This is a genomic window from Dickeya dadantii NCPPB 898 (assembly GCF_000406145.1).
GTDB lineage: Bacteria > Pseudomonadota > Gammaproteobacteria > Enterobacterales > Enterobacteriaceae > Dickeya > Dickeya dadantii.
The window spans coordinates 3,711,149-3,729,158 of sequence record NZ_CM001976.1; the positions used below are offsets into that span (position 1 = coordinate 3,711,149).

Below are 18,010 nucleotides of genomic sequence, written 5' to 3' on the forward strand. Positions count from 1 at the left end.
CATCAGCGCGGCGTCCCCAGAAAGCGTCGCCCGGCCAGCAACAGCAACTGACGCATCAACATCGACAGCGCCAGATAGCAGAGCGTGGTCACCAGATACACCTCAAAGCTGAGGAAGGTCCGGGACTGAATTAAATTGGCGGCGAAAGTCAGCTCTTCGAACGACACCTGCGATACCACGGACGAACCGAGCATCACGATGATGCACTGACTGACCAGCGCCGGATAAATCCGTTGCAGCGCGGGCGGCAAAATCACCCGCGTGAACGTCTGGGCGCGCGACAGCCCCAGCACCCGCGCGGCTTCCCACTGGCCTTTCGGCGTCACCTGAATACCGGCGCGGATAATTTCCGTGCTGTAAGCCCCCAGGTTGACCAGCATCGCCAGCAGGGCGGCCTGCCCGGCGGTGAGCTTAAGCCCCAGCCCCGGCAGACCGAACACGATGAAAAACAGTTGCACCACAAATGGCGTATTGCGGATCGCCTCGACGTACAGGCCCCACAGGCGGCTGACGACGGTCGGTTTACCGCTACGCAATGCCGCGCCGCAAATGCCGATGGCGATCCCGCCGATCGTCGCCATCGTCGTCAGTTGCACGGTGACCCACAGGCCGGCCAGTAACTCCGGCCAGTAAGGCCACAGCGCCGCGAAATGAAGCTGATAAGTCATGGCGTATCCTTACGCGCCCAGATTGGCCGGCAGCGGCGCTTTCAACCATTTCTCGGACAGGCCGTTGAGCGTGTTGTCCTTAACGGCTTTTTCAATCAATTCGTCGATTTTCGCCTTCAGCGCCGGCTCGTCCTTCTTCAGGCCGATGTAGCAAGGCGAGTCTTTCAGCATGAATTTCGCCACCGGCGCTTTGGCCGGGTTCTTCTCGGCAATCGCCGCAATCACCAGATTACCGGTGGCGATATACTGCACCTGCCCGGACAGATAGGCCGACAGCGTGGTGTTGTTGTCTTCATAGCGCTTGATGTCGGCGGTTTTAGGCGCAGTCTCGGTCAGCACCATGTCTTCCACCGCGCCGCGCGTCACGCCGACGGTTTTGCCCTGCAACGCCTCCGGCGCGCCGACATCGGTGTCTTTCGGACCAAACACACCAAGGAAGAACGGCGCGTAGGCGCGGCTGAAATCGATCACTTTTTCACGTTCGGCGTTTTTACCCAGGCTGGAAATCACCAAATCCACCTTATCGGTCTGCAAATACGGCACGCGGTTGGCACTGGTCACCGGCACCAGCTGCAACTTTAGTTTCATCTCGCTGGCCAGATAGCGCGCCATGTCGATGTCGTACCCCTGCGGCTGCAAATCGGTGCCGACCGAGCCGAACGGCGGGAAGTCCTGCGGCACAGCGACACGCAACACGCCGCGTTTCTGGATATCCTGCAACTGGTCCGCCATTACCTGTCCGGCCTGAACCATCAACAGTGCTGCACCAACTACCGCCAAAAAACGTTTTCCGATCTTCATTGCTGTGCCCCCAGTTAAGTTAGTTTGAAACCAAAGATTCTTCAATAAGAATATTGAAACCTTCGTTGCAAATAAAAAAGCAAAATGCGTGCCAGATATCCGGCTAGCGTTTCGCTACCGCAGACCGGGGAGGAATTGCGCTGAACCAGGTAAGTACGGGGATTTATTCAGTGGAAGAAAGCGCCCGAATCTCAGTCCGCAGCGCACAATAACAGGTCATAACAAGAGGAATTTATTGCACCAAAAAAGAACATCCGCACCAGTAAGGCGCGCGATTAACGCTGCTCCAGTTCATCCAGTTGCAGGTAAAGATCGGCAATATCGTGAATGCGCTGACGGCCGTCCGCCAGCATCTGATGCAGCAACGCATTGCTGATCAGGTTAACCAGACTCATGGCGCTGGCGTAGCTGTCAAAAGCCGACACGCTGTCCAGCGGCGCGGTCAGCGACCAGGTCGCCAACGGCGGCAGCGTATGCGCCTGCGGTTCGCACAGCAGCAGCACCGGAATCTGCCGGGTGCGCAAGTGCTGCAACAGCGGCAGGATCAGCCGCGGACGGCGACGGAACGCCACCACCACCACCACATCCTGCTCATCCAGATCCGCCAGTTCCTCCGCCAGCGTCTGGCCGGGTTGCGCCAGCAGCGGCACCGCTGGGCGGATTTGCAGCAGTTGCTGGCGCAGATGCAACGCTACCGGATAGCTGTTGCGCAGCCCGAGCACACAGACGCGCCGCGCCTGCTGCAACGCCGCGATCAGCGCGCCGAACTGCTGTGGATCGATCTGGTTGACCCACTGCGTCAGGTTAGCCATTTCCTGCTTGTAATGGCGCGACAGCAGGGTGTTGCCCTGCACCGCGTCGCGGTTATCCGTCAGCGGCATGCCGCTCTGGCGCAGGGTGCGCAGCTCATCGCGCATCTCCCGGTAGCTGGGGTAACCCAGGCGGCGGAACAGGCGGCTGACCGTGGCTTTGGACACGCCGCTCAGCCGCGCCAGCTCGGCGCTGTTATAGCTAATGAGGTCGTCTAAATGGTCAAAGATAAATTCCGCCACCCGCTGTTCCTGCGGCGACAGTTCGCTGTACTGGCTGCGTAACCGTTCATCAATCTGCTTCATGCCTGTCCTTGTCACTTTTTGCGCTCTGTAACTTTTGTTTCACCCTTTCGGCGTTATGCTGAACATAGCATATAACCGTCGGCCGACGACAAGCAGAAAAAAAGATGGAACAGCTTTTGCTTAGCATCGACCACCCTACCGTCTAACAAGAGCCTTATTACTCATGATGCAAAGCAATATCGCCCCATCGGGCATGGCGGTCACGCCGCATCATCTTGCCAGTGCCAGCGCGCAGCGTATTTTGCGCGCCGGAGGCAATGCCATCGAAGCGATGGTCGCCGCCGCGGCCGCCATTGCGGTGGTCTACCCACACATGAACAGCCTGGGCGGCGATGGCTTCTGGCTGATTGTGCCGCCGCAGGGCGACCCGATCGCCATCGACGCCAGCGGCGCGGCCGGTTCGCTGGCGACCCGCGCCTTATATGCGGGGGAAAACCGCATTCCGCACCGCGGCCCGACCGCGGCGCTCACCGTAGCCGGCACCGTGGGCGGCTGGCAGGAAGCGCTGACCTACGCCGCCGAGCTGGACATCAACCGCCCGCTGCCGCTCGCCACCCTGCTGGAAGACGCCATCGGTTACGCCCGCCACGGCATTCCGGTCACCCAGTCGCAGGAAGACGCGCTGATTAACCGCGGCCACGAACTGAGCGATTTCGCCGAATTCTGCCGCGTATTCATGCCGCAGGGCGAGATCCCGCGTACCGGCAGCCGTTTTACCCAACCGGACCTCGCCGACACGCTGCAACAACTGGCGCAGGACGGGCTGGACAGCTTTTACCGCGGCGCGCTGGCGGCGCGCATGACGGCACAAATGGCGGAACTGGGCATGCCGGTCACCGCCGACGATCTGGCGAATTACCGCGCCCGCCGTACCGTGCCGCTGGTGCTGAAACACAGCAAAGGCGAGGTGTTTAATCTGGCGCCGCCGACGCAGGGACTGGTGTCGCTGGCGATTCTGGGCATCACCGACCGTCTGGGGATGGAAGACCTCAGCGACAGCCAGACCATACACCGCGTGGTGGAAGCCACCAAGCTGGCTTTCAGGCTGCGCGACAAATACATCACCGACCCGAAACGGATCACCCAGGATATCCAGGCGCTGTTATCCACCGGCCATCTGGATATGTTGAGCAAGCATGTTGACACCCGCACCGCCGCGCCCTGGGGGCAAGGCAAGGGGCCGGGCGACACCGTCTGGCTGGGCGTGTGCGATCGCCACGGCCTGTCGGTGTCGTTTATCCAGAGCCTCTATCACGAATTCGGCAGCGGCATGGTGCTGCCGGGCACCGGCGTGCTGTGGCAGAACCGCGGCGCCTCCTTCAGTCTGGACCCGGCCCACTTGCTAGCGCTGGAGCCGGGCAAGCAGCCGTTTCACACCCTCAACCCGGCGGCGGCGCGACTGTCTGACGGACGAACCATGGTGTACGGCTCAATGGGCGGCGACGGTCAGCCGCAGACGCAGGCGGCGCTGTTCATCCGCCATGTGATACAGGGCGTGCCGCTGCAACAGGCGATTACCGCGCCGCGCTGGCTGCTGGGCCGCACCTGGGGCCAGTCTTCCGACACGCTGAAACTGGAAGATCGCTTTACGCCGGCCACCGTCGAAGCGCTGCATACGCTGGGTCACGATGTGGAACTGCTCGGCGGATTCAGTGAAACCGTCGGCCACGCCGGCGCTATCGTCCGCCATGCCAACGGCATGCTGGAAGGCGCCAGCGACCCGCGCAGCAACGGCAGCGCCGCCGGGTTTTAATCTCACTATCTTGCTAATCTCACACCCCGATAAGGTCTTCACTTATGGAACATAGGGATATCGATCAGGACGCGCTGGCCGCGTACCTGCAACAGATGGAAATTCTGTTGCAACTGGATCTGGATGATGCCCGTCGCCAGGAACTGCATGTACAATTCACACGCATCGCCGCGATGGCGCAGCCGCTGATGGCGTTCCCGCTGGACGAACGTCAGGAAGTGGCGGGGGTATACCGGCCATGAACCCCGCTCAGCTGTCCATCCGTGCGTTGCAGGCCGAGCTGGCGGCCGGCCACCTTTCCGCCGCCGATATCGCCCGCGACACGCTGGCGCGCATCGAAAACGACAATCCGGCGATCAACGCGTATACCGGCGTCACGGCGCAGCGTATGCAGGCGGAAGCCGCCGACATCGACCGCAAGCGTCGTCAGGGAGAAACGCTGCCCGCGCTGGCGGCGGTGCCCTACGCGGTGAAAAACCTGTTTGACGTCGCCGGCGAAACCACGCTGGCCGGCGCCAGACTGTTCAGCCAGCGCGCGCCGGCCGCTCAGGACGCATTTGCGGTGCGCCAGTTGCGGTCCAGCGGCGCGCTGCTGTCCGGGTTGCTGAACATGGATGCTTACGCCTACGGTTTTACCACCGAAAACAGCCACTACGGCGCCACCCGCAACCCGCACGATCTGACGCGCATCGCCGGCGGCTCCTCCGGCGGCTCGGCTGCGGCGGTGGCGGCCGGGCTGGTGAATTTCTCGCTCGGCAGCGACACCAACGGTTCGATCCGCGTCCCCGCTTCGCTGTGCGGCATCTTTGGGTTGAAACCCACCTTCGGACGCCTGTCGCGCCACGGCACCCAGCCGTTTGTCGGCAGTCTCGATCACATCGGCCCGCTGGCGCGCAGCGCCGACGATCTGGCGCGGGTGTATGACGCGCTGCTGGGGCTCGATCCGGCGGATCGGTTCCAGGCGGATCAACCGTTGCGATCAACCGTCGCCTCGCTGGCGAACGAGGCGCCGCTGCGCAGCCGGGTGCTGGGCGGCTACTTCGCGCAGTGGTGCGATGAACAGGCCGCCGCCGCCGTGCAACAGGTGGCCACCGCCCTGCAAGCCGATGACGACGCGGTGCTGGACAACGCCGCGCTGGCGCGCACGGCGGCGTTTATTGTTTCCGCCAGCGAAGGCGGCAACCAGTATCTGCCCGCGCTGCGCGCCACGCCGGGTCTGTTTGAACCGCTCTCCCGCGAACGGCTGCTGGCCGGGGCGATGATCCCGGCCGCCTGGTACGTGCAGGCGCAGCGTTTCCGCGATCATTTCCGCCGCGACGTGCTGGTGCTGTTCGCCGATACCGATCTGTTGATCGCCCCGGCCACGCCGTGCCCGGCGACATCGATCGGTCAGGACACCATGCGTATCAACCACACCGATTTACCGATCCGCGCCAGCATGGGTATGCTGACCCAGCCGATTTCGTTCGTCGGCCTGCCGGTAGTGACGGTGCCGTTGGCGACCGCCAGCGGCCTGCCGATTGGCGTGCAACTGATTGCCGCGCCGTGGCGGGAAGACGTCGCGCTGCGCGCCGCCTGGCGCCTGGAACAGCTCGGCATCGCCCGGGTTTTGCCGCCCGCATCCCTTAATTCACAAGGAGCTTCTGTATGACACCCGAGATCAATCTGCCTGACGTGCTGGCCGAGGTCACCACCGCCTTTTACCGCTACGAAAAGGCGCTGACCGGCAACGACATCGAGGTATTGGACGCGCTGTTCTGGCATGACGAACGCACGGTGCGCTACGGCGCCTCGGAAAACTTGTACGGCATTGAACAGATCCGCGCTTTTCGCGCCGCCCGCCCGTCGGCCGGGCTGGATCGTCAGTTGCAAAACACGGTGATCACCACCTACGGCCGCGATACGGCGGTCGCCAGCACCGAATTTCGTCGTGAAGGCAGCGAGAAAATCGGTCGTCAGATGCAAACCTGGCTGCGTACCGAACAAGGCTGGCGGATCGTGGCGGCTCATGTGAGCCTGATGGTGTAACGAACGGAACCGCGGATAGCCGGTATGTGTTTTACCGGCTATCCGGATGCGCTAACGGGAGGCTGTCGCGGCGGCGAGCATCCCGGCAAGTAATAACACCCGCAGGTATCGTGAAACACAAAGAAGCCGGACAATGAAATCTATCGGTGACATTGTCCGGCAGGGAGATTGTCTGGCGAAAACAGACGGTAGATAAAACGATATTGGCTGAAAGCGGTAAACGCGCCATCGCTACTATCTACTATTAGTAGCGTCTCTATCGTCTCTATCGTCTCTATACGTATCTATCGCCTCAGGCCGGATATGGATGCGTCCGATACCAGTGTTCGGCGATATCCTGACGGCGACAAACCCACACCCGCTCGTGCTGCTGGATGTAATCAAGGAAACGCTGCAACGCCCGGAAACGCCCCGGCCGCCCCAGCAGGCGACAGTGCATGCCGATAGACATCATTTTCGGCGCCTCATCCCCTTCGGCGTACAGCACGTCAAAGCTGTCCTTCAGATAGCTGAAAAACTGTTCGCCGCTGTTGAACCCCTGCGGTGAGGCAAAGCGCATGTCGTTAGCATCCAGCGTATAGGGAACGATCAGGTGCGGCCGCACCCCGCCGTCCACTTGCCGCACCGGCAGCCAGAAGGGCAGATCGTCGCCGTAGTAGTCGCTGTCGTACAGGAAACCGCCCTGCTCCAGCACCAGTTGCCGGGTGTGGGGGCTGTCGCGCCCGGTGTACCAACCCAGCGGCGGCTGGCCGAACAATTCCGTGTGCGCCGCAATCGCCTGTTGCAAATGCGCGCGCTCGGTGTCGATATCCATATTCTGGTAGTGAATCCAGCGCCAGCCGTGGCTGACCACGTCATAGTCCGCCGCTCTGATGGCTTCGACCACCGCCGGGTTGCGCGCCAGCGCCATCGCCACGCCGAACACCGTCAGCGGCAAGCCGCGGCGCTGAAATTCCTGATGAATACGCCAGAAACCGGCGCGGGAACCGTATTCATAGAGCGAATCCATCGACATGTGCCGCGCCGGGTAGCTGGCGGCGCCGATAATATCGGACAGAAACTGCTCGGAACCGGCGTCGCCGTGCAGCACATGGTTTTCTGCCCCTTCTTCGTAATTGAGCACAAACTGCACCGCGATACGCGCCTGTCCGGGCCAGCGGGCGTGCGGCGGCTTACCGGCATAGCCTATCAGGTCGCGCGGGTAGTCAGGGTCTGAACCCCATTGCTGAGAGAGTGTCATGATTTCTTTCCTGAATTGATATGACCGCCACGGTACGGCGTTACACGCCGCCGATTAACGCAACGTTCCGAATGCGCCGGTCAACGGTTTGTCCAACGGATAGTCAAGATCGCCGTGTTTGCTGGTAGTCAGCCCCAACCCAACCAGCGACTCCACCATTTTCACCGCCGCGCCCACGCCGTCGATAACCGGAATTCCCAGCTCCTGCGTCAACGCCTGCGCCAAATCGGCCATACCGCCGCAGCCAAGCACAATGGCGCCGGATCCATCCTGCCGCTTCGCCTGTATACACATTTCCCGCACCTTGTGCTGCGCCAGCCCCTGACCGTCTTCCAGCGCCAACACCGGCAGGTCGATAGCGTGCAGCGCGGCGCAGTGATGTTCAAAGCCGTAACGCTGCAACAGGTGACGGGCGATGATCAGCGTGCGCGGTAGCGTGGTGACGATGGAAAAGCGTGTCGCCACCAGCGTCGCCAGGTGCATCGCCGCTTCGGCAATGCCCACCACCGGCGCACACGCCAGCTCTCGCGCCGCCAGCAGACCGGGGTCGCCAAAGCAGGCGATGACATGGCCGCTGACGCCCTGCTCGCGGCCCAGCCGAACCTGCTCCAGTACCCCGATAGCCGCTACCGCTTCGTCAAAATGCCCTTCGATCGACGGCACACCCTGCGACGGGCATACCGCCAGAATGTCGGTGCCGGACGCCGCCGCTCGCCGCGCCGCCTCACCGATGGTTTCGGTCATCGCCAGGCTAGTGTTGGGGTTGATCACCTGAATCACGCATCGGCTCATTCGGCTTGCTCCTCGTTACTCCGACCGAGCGGCTTCAGATGGCTGAACAACCGCGAAAAATCCGGCGTGGCCGCGCCGTCGCCGTCAAAACGCAGGCTGGCGACGATGTCGTCGAAATGCTGCTGCATGGCGGTGGTTAACGCCGCCAGATCCCGGTTGCGCAGCAGCGTCAGCAAATCGTGGTGGTCGTGGCAGCGGCAGCCCTGTTGCCAGGGCGCGCCGTAGGCGGCGATCGCCAGCGACGATCTCAGCGTCAGTTGCGACACCATGCCGGTCAGCACGCTGTTGCCGGAAATCGCCTGCAACTGTATATGGAATGCGGCCGACAGGCGGATCGCTTCCGGTCCGTTGCGATCCTGATGCGCTTTCTCTTCCGCCGCCATCAGCGTCTCCAGCGCCGCCAGGTGCGGCGGCTGACAGTGCGCGATCACCACGGGCAGGTTGGCGCACTCCATCAGGCTGCGGGTCTGAAAAATCTCGCGTGCTTCTTCTACCGTCGGCGTCGCTACCTGTGCACCACGTTTGGGCAACAGCGTGACCATTTGCACCGTCGCCAAACGCTGTAGCACCTTGCGGATCCCGGTACGGCTGACGCCGAACACCTCCGCCAGCGCTTCCTCCGGCAGGCGGGCGCCGGGCAGCAATTGATGCTCGACGATCGCGTTTAGCAACGCTTGATAGATAACTTCATCTTTTTGCTCGAAAAATGTCTCTTTTCCAACACCGTACATATCGCTCATCGGTTTCTTCCGTCATCACGTCCATCGCCAAATCGTACACACAAAATAAATTTATTGTATACAAAATTCACCGATCTGGCCCAAATCCTGCAACACCCTCTTGCCTGATTTTTTTACCTTTATTTATTCGTCATCAAAAAGGAGCAGATTCCATGCCAGAAAACATGACGCCAGCCGGAACCACCCCGGCGCATTACAGCCCGAGACTGTGCAATGAAGATTTGGCCCCGACGCGTGTGCAAAGCTGGTCCTGGTACAACATCTTTTCATTCTGGATGTCGGATGTACACAGCATGGGCGGTTACGTGGTGGCGGCCAGCTTCTTTACGCTGGGCCTGGCTAGCTGGCAGGTGCTGTTGTGCCTGCTGGCGGGTATCTGCATCGTGCAACTGTGCGCCAATCTGGTGGCCAAACCCAGCCAGCTCAGCGGCGTACCCTATGCGGTGATGTGCCGTCAGTCCTTCGGCGTGTTCGGCGCCAACATTCCGGCGGTGATCCGCGGGTTGATCGCGTTCGCCTGGTACGGTATCCAGACCTATCTGGCCGCCAGCGCGCTGATGCTGGTGCTGTTGAAATTCGTGCCGTCGCTCACCCCGCTGACCACCAGCCACTGGCTCGGCCTGTCGACGCTGGGCTGGCTGTGCTTCGGCGTGATGTGGCTGTTGCAGGCGATGGTGTTCTGGCACGGCATGAGCGCCATTAAGCGCTTTATTGATATCGCCGGCCCGGCGGTCTACGTGGTGATGCTGGCGCTGGCCGGGTGGATTGTATACAAAACCGGACTGGAGAATATCTCCTTCACGCTGGGCAGCAAATCCCTCAGCAGCGGCGAGCAGGTTTGGCAGATGATCACCGCCACGGCGCTGGTGGTGTCCTACTTCTCCGGCCCGTTGCTCAACTTCGGCGACTTCTCCCGCTACGCTAAAAGCATGCAGGAAATCCGCCGCGGCAACCGCTGGGGCTTGCCGTTCAACTTCCTGCTGTTCTCCATCGTCACGGTGGTGATCGTCTCTGGTACTCAGTCGCTGTTCGGCCAGATGATCACCGACCCGATCGAAACCGTCAGCCGCGTCGGCAACAGCGTGGCGGTGGCGCTGGGCCTGCTGACCATGATCGTCGCCACCATCGGCATCAACATTGTCGCCAACTTCGTTTCTCCGGCGTTCGATTTCTCCAACTGCGCGCCGCAGCGCATCAGTTTCCGCACCGGCGGGATGATCGCCGCGGTCGGTTCGGTGCTGCTCACCCCGTGGAACCTGTTCAACTCACCGGAATTGATCCACTACACGCTCGACGTGCTGGGCGCGTTCATCGGCCCGCTGTTCGGCATCCTGCTGGCGGATTTCTACCTGATCAAAGGCGGCAAGGTGGATGTGGACGCGCTGTTCAACGATACCCCCAGCGGACGCTACTGGTACCGCAACGGCATCAACCCGAACGCGGTGCTGGCGCTGCTGCCGTCGGTGGCTATCGGGCTGGTAATAAGCTTCGTGCCGGACTGGCATGAAGTCGCCAATTTCAGTTGGTTTATCGGCGTGGCGCTGGGCGCCGGCAGCTACCGTTATCTGGCTCGTCGGGAAAAAGCCGTCACGCCGGCCGCGACCGGGCTGTCGGGTCTGGTGCTGGGTAAAGAATAAACCGCTCCCGGATCGCGGCGTCGCGATCCGTTTTTTTCGATCCGTTTTTTTGCCCCCTCGTTTTGGTTTTCACTCCATCAGGGCGCCCCGCTTTCGATCGCGCACCGGGTCCGGCTGTGCCGACACGGTGCATTTTCCTTTACCGGCCGGAGCACCTTCCATAAAAAATAAAGCAGAAACAGTAGATTGAAAAACTGGCACAGGGTTTGAATGTTGCATTCCATCTTGTATACCAACTGGAATGCATTTATGACATCACAGACTGCTTATACCGGCTTCACGCTGCCTCAGTGGCAGCGCCACTACCAGCAGCACCCGGACCGGGTGACTGAAACCCTGCTGACCGTCTGGAGATCGCTGCGCGCTGACGACCCGGCGTGGATTTATCTGCCCGACGAAGCCCAACTGAGCGAGCAGATCGCCCACCTGCTCAGCCAGCCTGACGCCCAATGCCTGCCGCTTTTCGGCATTCCGTTCGCGGTCAAAGACAACATTGATGTCGCCGGCTGGCCCACCAGCGCCGCCTGTCCGGCGTTTACTTACACCGCGGCGCAAGACGCCACCGTGGTCGCGCGCCTGAAGGCCGCCGGCGCCATCGTGCTCGGCAAAACCAACCTTGACCAATTCGCCACCGGGTTGGTGGGCACCCGCTCACCGTTTGGCGCGGTTGCCAACAGCTTTAATCCGGAATATGTCAGCGGCGGCTCCAGTTCCGGCTCAGCCTCAGCCGTGGCGCGCGGGCTGGTGCCGTTCGCGCTGGGCACCGATACCGCCGGCTCCGGCCGCGTTCCGGCCGGCTTCAATAACATCGTCGGACTGAAACCCACCAAGGGCTGGCTGTCGACGCAGGGGGTGGTGCCGGCCTGTCGCCTGAACGACTGCGTGTCGGTGTTCGCCTTGACGGTGCAGGACGCCTGGTTCGTCGCCACGCTGGCGGGCGGCTATGACGAACGCGACGCCTATTCGCGCCATCATCCCCGCACCACGCCAGCGACGATGTCGGCCTGGCTACGTCTGGCGGTGCCGCATCCACTGGAATTCTTTGGCGATCGACAGGCGGAGCAGGCGTTTCAGCAGGCGCTGTCGCATTTGCAGTCAATCGGCGCGACGCTGGAACCGCTGGATTTCAGCCCGTTCGCACAGCTGGCGCGTCAATTATATGAAGGGCCGTGGGTAGCGGAACGCACCGTGGCAGTCGGCCAGTTGCTGTATGAGCAGCCGGAGGCGATGGACCCGACCGTACGCGGCATCATCGCCAAAGGCGCCGATTACAGCGCTTGCGAGGTGTTTGAAGCGGAATACCTGCGCGCGGAGCTGGCCCGGCAAATTGCCGCCCGGTTAAGCGGATTTGACGCGCTGGTGGTACCCACCGCGCCCACCATTCATACGCTGGAAGAGATGAAGCAGCAGCCGGTGGCCTACAACTCACAGTTCGGCTTCTACACCAACTTCACCAATCTGGCGGATTTGTGCGGGCTGGCACTGCCGGTGTCATTTCGCGACGATGGCCTGCCCGCCGGCATCACGCTGATTGCGCCAGCCTGGCATGACGCCGCGCTGGCGGCGTTCGGCCAACGTTGGCAGTCAGCCACGGCGCTGCCGCTGGGCGCTACCGGCAAGACCCTGCCGCCGGTTCCGCTCCAGGAAACGGCCTCTCCCCATCATGTGCGACTCGCCGTAGTAGGCGCTCACTTAAGTGGAATGCCGCTCAATTTTCAGTTGCTGACCCGCCACGCCGTCAAAGTGGAAGACACCACCACATCAGCCGACTATCGCCTGTACGCGCTGGCGAATACCCAACCGCCTAAGCCCGGACTGGTCAAAACGGGTCAGGGACAGCCGATTACCGTGGAGCTGTGGGATATTCCGCTGGCGCGCTTCGGCGAGTTGGTGGCGGAAGTCCCGGCGCCGCTCGGCATCGGCACGCTGACGCTGGCGGATGGCCGTCAGGTCAAAGGCTTCATCTGTGAACCGGCGGCGCTTAACGCCGCGCGGGACATTACCGAATTCGGCGGCTGGCGCGCCTTTGTAACCCAACACTCTCCAGCCTGACAACGGGAGGAAACCAGATGCAATTCGCTGCGCCCGACGACCGGAAAGCACGTCACAAAAACAAACCACCGGTACTGGCGGAACAGGTTTACCAACGGCTCAAGCAGGATATTTTCGATTTTCGGTTGCTGCCGGGAGATCGCTTCACCGAAAACGAACTGGCGGAACGCCTGTCGGTCAGCCGCACGCCGATCCGCCAGGCGCTGTTCCGGCTGGAAACCGAAGGGTTTGTGAGCGTGTACTACCGCAGCGGCTGGCAGGTTAAACCGTTCGATTTCGCTTACTTTGAAGAACTGTACGACCTGCGCATCGTACTGGAGCGGGAAGCGGTGCAGCGGCTGTGCCTGCTGCCGTCTGATTCCTGCGCCGCACTGCTCCAGCCGTTGTATCAATACTGGATAGACGAACCACGGCAGGATGACGGCCAGCAGGTTTCCCGGCAGGATGAAGCCTTTCATCTGGCGCTGGTCGCGGCCGCCGGCAACCGGGAAATGGCGCGCGTGCATCGAGACGTCACCGAAAAAATCCGCATTATCCGCCGGCTGGATTTCACCCGTCAGGATCGCATTCAGGCCACCTATCAGGAGCATGCCGTTATCCTGCAAGCCATCCTCGCTCAGGATAGTGAGCAAGCCTGCCGGTTGCTTGCCGAACATATCGCCGGCAGCAAAGCCGAGGTTCGCAACATTACCCTGCATCTGTTGCAGCAAGCCAGAAATCAGGCCGCGATTTGATACCCGCACTGCCGGTCCGATTCCGGCAGTATCGCCTGGCTTCTGCGGCTTATCGTCTGCCTCAATATCCCGTCACACGCTATCTTCATATCCGTCACACGTTGGGCCATGGTGACGCTGGCGGCTCTCGCTTAACGTTATCCACTAAACCCACTAACTCCGCTGACTGATTGCCGTTAATTAATTGCCGCAGATAGATGCCTGCGACCGGAAATGCCTTGATTGAATCGTCCCGCAGACTGAATTATTCAGCACACAAGCACTCAGAATCATCCGATTATTTGATCGGAATATCGCGGCGCTGCATACCACATTATCCCGCCCCAAATCACCGACGGAATCCAACTATTTCCCTGTTTAGCCGTCATTTCATCGCCGTGAACCACACCATAAAACAAACCTATTTCCGATTATCACGCTCGTTCAATTCATATGAATTTTTCATTAAATCTCACCATTACCAAATCCCGCATTAATCGCATAAAAAACATTGTTTTTACTGTGAAAATTCATTCTCACAAACCAATAAAACCCCAAAAAAACAAAACATTCCAACCGAATGAAAATAAATAAAAAATAAATAATTTTACGCATGGAAAAATCCTCTTTCACTTTTCACAAAAAAAAGAATCCACTCAGAAAAACACCGACAAACAATTCCAAAAATGCGCATTAATTGCCATCACAGGGTTGTCAGACCGTCGGTTTATGGTAGGGTATAAAAAGTTTTATTCACCATGAGGCAGCGAGAAAAAACAATTAAACCACACAGGAAAACCTTAATTACATGGCAATTAAACTTGAAGTAACGCATCTGTATAAAATATTCGGTGAGCACCCCGAACGCGCATTCAGGCTATTGGAACAGGGACTGAGCAAGGATCAGATTTTTGAGAAAACCGGTCTGACGGTGGGGGTAAAAGACGCCAGTCTGGCCATTGAAGAAGGCGAGATTTTTGTGATCATGGGGTTGTCCGGTTCCGGCAAATCCACCCTGGTACGCCTTCTCAATCGCCTGATAGAACCTACCCGTGGTCAGGTGCTGATCGACGGCGAAGATATCTCTCGCCTGCCGGACGGCGCGCTGCGTGCGGTTCGTCGTAAGCAGATCAGCATGGTGTTTCAGTCTTTCGCGCTGATGCCTCACCTGAATATTCTCGACAACACCGCATTCGGCATGGATCTGGCCGGGGTGCCTCGCGCGGAACGCGAACAGAAAGCGCTGAACGCGCTGCAGCAGGTCGGCCTGGAAACCTACGCCCACGCCTACCCAGACGAGCTATCAGGCGGGATGCGCCAGCGTGTCGGCCTGGCCCGCGCGCTGGCCAACGACCCCGACATCCTGCTGATGGACGAAGCGTTTTCAGCGCTCGACCCGCTGATCCGCACCGAGATGCAGGATGAGTTGGTCAAGCTGCAGGCGCGTCAGCAACGCACCATTGTGTTCATATCGCACGACCTGGATGAAGCGATGCGCATCGGCGATCGCATTGCCATCATGCACAGCGGCGAAGTGATTCAGGTCGGCACGCCGGATGAGATTCTCAATAACCCGGCTAACGATTATGTACGTACCTTCTTCCGCGGTGTGGATATCAGCCACGTGTTCACCGCCAAAGACATCGCCCGCCGACGCCCGGTGGCGGTGATCCGCAAAACGCCGGGCGTCGGCCCGCGATCCGCGCTCAGGATCCTGCAAGAGGAGGATCGCGAGTACGGGTATGTGCTGGAGCGGGGGCGCAAGTTCATCGGCGTAGTCTCCATCGATTCCCTCAAACAGGCGCTGCGCGGGCAGCAGCCGCTGGAGCAGGCATTACTGCCCGCCCCGGCGCCGGTCCCCGCGAGCATGCCGCTCAACGAGCTGATATCCCAGGTGGCGCAAGCTCCCTGCGCGGTACCTGTTGTGGACGAAAACCATGAATATCTCGGCATTATCTCCAAAGGGATGCTGCTGCAGGCGCTGGATAAGGAGAGTACGCTGAATGACTGATACCACACAAAACCCCTGGGAAGAGGATCAAGCGCCGGATCAGGCCGCGGCCGCTAACCACAGCCATGCCGCCACATCGGGCGAACATGCCGTCGCCGCAGGCTCATCCGGCACCCCGGCGCAGACTGACCCCTGGGCGGCGTCATCATCAGCGCCGGCCGGCAACACGCCGGCATCGGGCAACGCCGCCGACGCCTGGAGCAATGCGCCGCCGCCCGCCGCCAGCGACGTACACCAGAGCGCAGCCGACTGGCTGAACAGCACGCCGACGCCGACACAAGAGCATTTCAACCTGATGGATCCGTTCCGCCATACGCTGGTGCCTCTCGACCGTTGGGTGACCGAAGGCATCGACTGGCTGGTGCTGCACTTTCGCCCGCTGTTTCAGGGCATTCGCGTACCGGTCGATATGATTCTTACCAGTTTTCAGCAACTGCTGACCGGCCTGCCCGCGCCGGTCGCCATTCTGGTGTTCTCGCTGCTGGCCTGGCAGGTGTCCAGCTTCGGCATGGGCGTAGCGACGCTGCTGTCGCTCGTGGCTATCGGCGCCATCGGTGCCTGGTCGCAGGCCATGGTGACGCTGGCGCTGGTGCTGACCGCGCTGTTCTTCTGCGTGATCATCGGCCTGCCGCTGGGGATCTGGCTGGCGCACAGCGATCGCGCCGCCCGTATTGTGCGCCCGCTGCTGGACGCCATGCAGACTACACCGGCCTTCGTCTATCTGATACCGATCGTGATGCTGTTCGGTATCGGTAACGTGCCGGGCGTGGTGGTAACCATTATTTTCGCCCTGCCGCCGATTATTCGCCTGACCATCCTCGGTATCCGTCAGGTACCGGCGGATCTGGTGGAAGCGGCGCAATCCTTTGGCGCCAGCCCGCGCCAGATGCTGTTCAAAGTGCAGTTACCGCTGGCGATGCCCACCATCATGGCCGGCATCAACCAGACGCTGATGCTGGCGCTATCGATGGTGGTGATCGCCTCGATGATCGCCGTCGGCGGGCTGGGGCAGATGGTGCTGCGCGGTATCGGCCGTCTCGACATGGGGCTGGCGTCCATCGGCGGGGTCGGCATCGTGATTCTGGCGATCATTCTGGACCGTCTGACCCAGTCGCTCGGGCGTGACGCCCGCAGCCGCGGTAACCGCCATTGGTACCACCACGGTCCGTTGGGGCTGCTGGCTCGCCCCTTCATCAAATCCCGGGCCTAAGACCGCCCGGACCGCACCACCTGACCCTGCGGCCGGCGCCGGCTGGCCGCACTCTCTGACACAGGTGTCTGTGCGTCGTTCACGACTGCTTATTGAATAAGACAATATGAGGACTATCCGTATGCGTAACATCAGCATGGCAACGCTTGCCCTGACTACCGTACTGAGTACCGGCCTGTTTGCCGCCGACGACCTTCCCGGCAAAGGCATCACCGTTAAACCGGTGCAAAGCACTATCTCCGAAGAAACCTTCCAAACGCTGCTGGTCAGCAAAGCGCTGGAAAAACTGGGTTATACCGTCGATAAGCCCAGCGAAGTGGACTACAACGTCGGTTACACCTCGATCGCCAACGGCGACGCCACCTTCACCGCCGTCAACTGGCAACCGCTGCACGACGACATGTATCAGGCCGCCGGCGGCGACGCCAAATTCTACCGTCAGGGAGTCTACGTTTCGGGCGCGGCGCAGGGATACCTGATCGACAAGAAAACCGCCGAACGCTACCACATTACCCGGCTGGATCAACTCAAGGACCCGAAACTGGCGAAACTGTTCGATACCAACGGCGACGGCAAGGCGGACCTGACCGGCTGTAACCCCGGCTGGGGCTGCGACAGCGTCATCAATCACCAGATTCAGGCCTACGGGCTGGGCGACACCGTCAACCACAATCAGGGCAACTACGCGGCGCTAATCGCCGATACCATCGCCCGCTACAAGCAGGGTAAATCGGTCATATTCTTCACCTGGACACCGTACTGGGTAAGTGATGTGCTGGTGCCGGGACGTGACGTGGTGTGGCTGCAGGTGCCGTTCTCCTCGCTGCCCGGCAAGCAGAAAGGCACCGACACCAAGCTGCCTAATGGCGCCAACTACGGTTTCCCGGTCAACAATATGCGCATCGTCGCCAACAAGGATTGGGCTGAAAAAAACCCGGCAGCGGCCAAACTGTTCGCCATCATGAAACTGCCGCTGGCCGACATCAACGCCCAGAACCTGCGCATGCATCAGGGTGAAGCGTCTCAGCAGGATATCGAGCGTCACGTCAACGGCTGGATCAACGCGCATCAGGCACAGTTTGACGGCTGGCTTAACACCGCCCGCGCGGCAGCAAAGTAAGTCGTTACGCCGCGTTAACTCAGAGGATGCCCGCTGGGGTATCCTCTGCTGCTTCCTCAGCGTTTCGGATCGACTTCGCTTTCCCCTCACCGTTTTTCATTGTTATCGGGTTCCGGCTTTATCGGTTTTT

16 protein-coding genes are annotated in these 18,010 nt (G+C 60.6%); 10 read left to right on the forward strand and 6 right to left on the reverse strand.

Annotation, left to right across the window (positions count from 1 at the left end):
• Positions 1-2: 2 nt before the first annotated feature.
• From DDA898_RS16735 to DDA898_RS16745, 3 genes are all read right to left on the reverse strand, one after another.
• Positions 3-668, reverse strand: a complete 666-nt coding sequence (locus tag DDA898_RS16735; protein WP_013319183.1) for an amino acid ABC transporter permease — start codon at positions 666-668, stop codon at positions 3-5.
• Positions 669-677: 9 nt separating this feature from the next.
• Positions 678-1,469 carry a transporter substrate-binding domain-containing protein gene (locus tag DDA898_RS16740; protein WP_013319184.1) on the reverse strand — a complete coding sequence of 264 codons (792 nt, stop codon included), beginning with the start codon at positions 1,467-1,469 and terminating at the stop codon, positions 678-680.
• Positions 1,470-1,744: 275 nt separating this feature from the next.
• On the reverse strand, positions 1,745-2,584 hold the full coding sequence (locus tag DDA898_RS16745) for a MurR/RpiR family transcriptional regulator (protein WP_038911792.1): 840 nt from the start codon (positions 2,582-2,584) through the stop codon (positions 1,745-1,747).
• A 163-nt stretch (positions 2,585-2,747) separates the two neighbouring features.
• On the opposite strand from DDA898_RS16745, the gene DDA898_RS16750 reads away from it, so the two are divergent.
• Genes DDA898_RS16750 through hpxZ form a run of 4 tightly spaced genes read left to right on the forward strand, consistent with a single transcriptional unit; the run spans position 2,748 to position 6,365 of the window.
• Positions 2,748-4,337 carry a gamma-glutamyltransferase family protein gene (locus DDA898_RS16750; protein ID WP_038911793.1) on the forward strand — a complete coding sequence of 530 codons (1,590 nt, stop codon included), beginning with the start codon at positions 2,748-2,750 and terminating at the stop codon, positions 4,335-4,337.
• A gap of 44 nt (positions 4,338-4,381) precedes the next feature.
• Positions 4,382-4,579: an oxalurate catabolism protein HpxX gene (hpxX, locus tag DDA898_RS16755; protein ID WP_013319187.1), complete on the forward strand. Its 198-nt coding sequence runs from the start codon at positions 4,382-4,384 to the stop codon at positions 4,577-4,579.
• A complete protein-coding gene (locus DDA898_RS16760; RefSeq protein ID WP_038911794.1) occupies positions 4,576-5,988 on the forward strand; it encodes an AtzE family amidohydrolase in 1,413 nt (470 codons plus the stop codon). The genes hpxX and DDA898_RS16760 overlap by 4 nt, the downstream gene beginning before the upstream one ends.
• Positions 5,985-6,365, forward strand: a complete 381-nt coding sequence (gene hpxZ / locus DDA898_RS16765) for an oxalurate catabolism protein HpxZ (RefSeq protein ID WP_013319189.1) — start codon at positions 5,985-5,987, stop codon at positions 6,363-6,365. Before DDA898_RS16760 ends, hpxZ begins: the two co-directional genes overlap by 4 nt.
• Before the next feature lie 292 nt (positions 6,366-6,657).
• Here the strand turns inward: hpxZ and puuE are convergent, their stop codons facing one another.
• The 3 genes from puuE to DDA898_RS16780 are packed head-to-tail and all read right to left on the reverse strand — an operon-like array spanning position 6,658 to position 9,137.
• The gene (puuE, locus tag DDA898_RS16770; protein ID WP_013319190.1) at positions 6,658-7,605 is read right to left on the reverse strand and encodes an allantoinase PuuE; all 948 of its coding nucleotides are present in this window, start codon (positions 7,603-7,605) and stop codon (positions 6,658-6,660) included.
• A gap of 54 nt (positions 7,606-7,659) precedes the next feature.
• A complete protein-coding gene (hpxA, locus tag DDA898_RS16775; protein WP_038911795.1) occupies positions 7,660-8,397 on the reverse strand; it encodes an allantoin racemase in 738 nt (245 codons plus the stop codon).
• Positions 8,394-9,137 (reverse strand): GntR family transcriptional regulator, encoded by a 744-nt coding sequence (locus DDA898_RS16780; protein ID WP_033112030.1) that lies wholly within the window; start codon positions 9,135-9,137, stop codon positions 8,394-8,396. Before DDA898_RS16780 ends, hpxA begins: the two co-directional genes overlap by 4 nt.
• 152 nt (positions 9,138-9,289) lie before the next feature.
• On the opposite strand from DDA898_RS16780, the gene DDA898_RS16785 reads away from it, so the two are divergent.
• The 6 genes from DDA898_RS16785 to proX all read left to right on the forward strand — a co-directional run bounded on the left by DDA898_RS16785 (position 9,290) and on the right by proX (position 17,880).
• The gene (locus DDA898_RS16785; protein ID WP_042318526.1) at positions 9,290-10,774 is read left to right on the forward strand and encodes an NCS1 family nucleobase:cation symporter-1; all 1,485 of its coding nucleotides are present in this window, start codon (positions 9,290-9,292) and stop codon (positions 10,772-10,774) included.
• Between the two features lie 210 nt (positions 10,775-10,984).
• Positions 10,985-12,826 carry an allophanate hydrolase gene (atzF, locus tag DDA898_RS16790; RefSeq protein WP_201765868.1) on the forward strand — a complete coding sequence of 614 codons (1,842 nt, stop codon included), beginning with the start codon at positions 10,985-10,987 and terminating at the stop codon, positions 12,824-12,826.
• 17 nt (positions 12,827-12,843) lie between these two features.
• Positions 12,844-13,560: a GntR family transcriptional regulator gene (locus DDA898_RS16795; protein WP_038911797.1), complete on the forward strand. Its 717-nt coding sequence runs from the start codon at positions 12,844-12,846 to the stop codon at positions 13,558-13,560.
• A gap of 787 nt (positions 13,561-14,347) precedes the next feature.
• Positions 14,348-15,550 (forward strand): glycine betaine/L-proline ABC transporter ATP-binding protein ProV, encoded by a 1,203-nt coding sequence (gene proV / locus DDA898_RS16800; RefSeq protein ID WP_038911798.1) that lies wholly within the window; start codon positions 14,348-14,350, stop codon positions 15,548-15,550.
• Entirely contained in the window at positions 15,543-16,760 is a 1,218-nt protein-coding gene (gene proW / locus DDA898_RS16805; RefSeq protein ID WP_038911800.1) for a glycine betaine/L-proline ABC transporter permease ProW, read from the forward strand. Before proV ends, proW begins: the two co-directional genes overlap by 8 nt.
• A 121-nt stretch (positions 16,761-16,881) precedes the next feature.
• Positions 16,882-17,880, forward strand: coding sequence for a glycine betaine/L-proline ABC transporter substrate-binding protein ProX (proX, locus tag DDA898_RS16810; protein WP_038911801.1), 999 nt, complete (start codon positions 16,882-16,884; stop codon positions 17,878-17,880).
• The last annotated feature ends 130 nt before the right edge of the window (positions 17,881-18,010 follow it).